General features: G+C 39.2%; 1 protein-coding gene and 1 pseudogene. Both read right to left on the reverse strand.

The features are described 5' to 3' along the window. Nucleotides 1-315: 315 nt before the first annotated feature. On the reverse strand, nt 316-513 hold the full coding sequence (locus G3R48_RS17060) for a hypothetical protein (RefSeq protein ID WP_228497525.1): 198 nt from the start codon (nt 511-513) through the stop codon (nt 316-318). A 208-nt stretch (nt 514-721) separates the two neighbouring features. Continuing rightward, nucleotides 722-1,060: pseudogene (locus tag G3R48_RS17065) on the reverse strand (transposase); the annotation flags it as partial.

A 1,060-nucleotide genomic window follows, 5' to 3' on the forward strand; every position in this document is an offset into this window, starting at 1 on the left:
CTGATATCAATTAAGCGCTGTCTATACTGGGTTATACAATCATTGACTGTTTGTAATTCAAATTCATTTAGTAAGAACTAACATGCCACCCATTAAAGAACTAACATGCCACCCATAATTAATATAAGCAACACGACTCAATTCTAATGTATGGCTTGATAGATTAACGCGCGAATAGCCAACCAAATTCAGCACTGATATACAAAAAAGTCCCAACTTGGTCGTTTATCTATTATTTGTATGAATTGAACACAGCCGAAAAACTTGATGACTATCAAGAATGAAAGATTAAGTGATTAAATCAGATAGGTAAGGCTAGGCGCTCAGCCATTTTTGACAGTTAGCAGCGCTTGGTCGTCGTTTACGGTCGACATGTTGACAATAGTCAGTCAGTGCTGGCAGTGAGCCAACCGCGCCTTTAAATAATGCCTCAAACTCGGTGGTGATTGTTAACCAGTTTTCTGCTGGTATGTTTAATCGGTCAAGAATATGCTGACTGGTTAAAGTAAACATGCCACCCATAATTAATATAAGCAACACGACTCAATTCTAATGTATGGCTTGATAGATTAAAGGGCGATTAACCAACCAAATTCAGCACTGATATACAAAAAAGTCCCAACTTGGTCGTTTATCTATTATTTGTATGAATTGAACACAGCCGAAAAACTTGATGACTATCAAGAATGAAAGATTAACTAATTAAATCAGATAGGTAAGGCTAGGCGCTCAGCCATTTTTGACAGTTAGCAGCGCTTGGTCGTCGTTTACGGTCGACATGTTGACAATAGTCAGTCAGTGCTGGCAGTGAGCCAACCGCGCCTTTAAATAATGCCTCAAACTCGGTGGTGATTGTTAACCAGTTTTCTGCTGGTATGTTTAATCGGTCAAGAATATGCTGACTACTTATAGTTATTGCGCCACGCTTGTCATCACGAATAATCCGTCCAGTATCCTCTACAAGCACAATGTAATCTTTCACACTGTACATTAATCCGTTAGGCATATTCTGGCGTTCATTACCCACAAATGGCAATAATTCAGTAGGTTGCTCGCCTTT

The organism is Shewanella intestini, from assembly GCF_018221465.1.
GTDB lineage: Bacteria > Pseudomonadota > Gammaproteobacteria > Enterobacterales > Shewanellaceae > Shewanella > Shewanella intestini.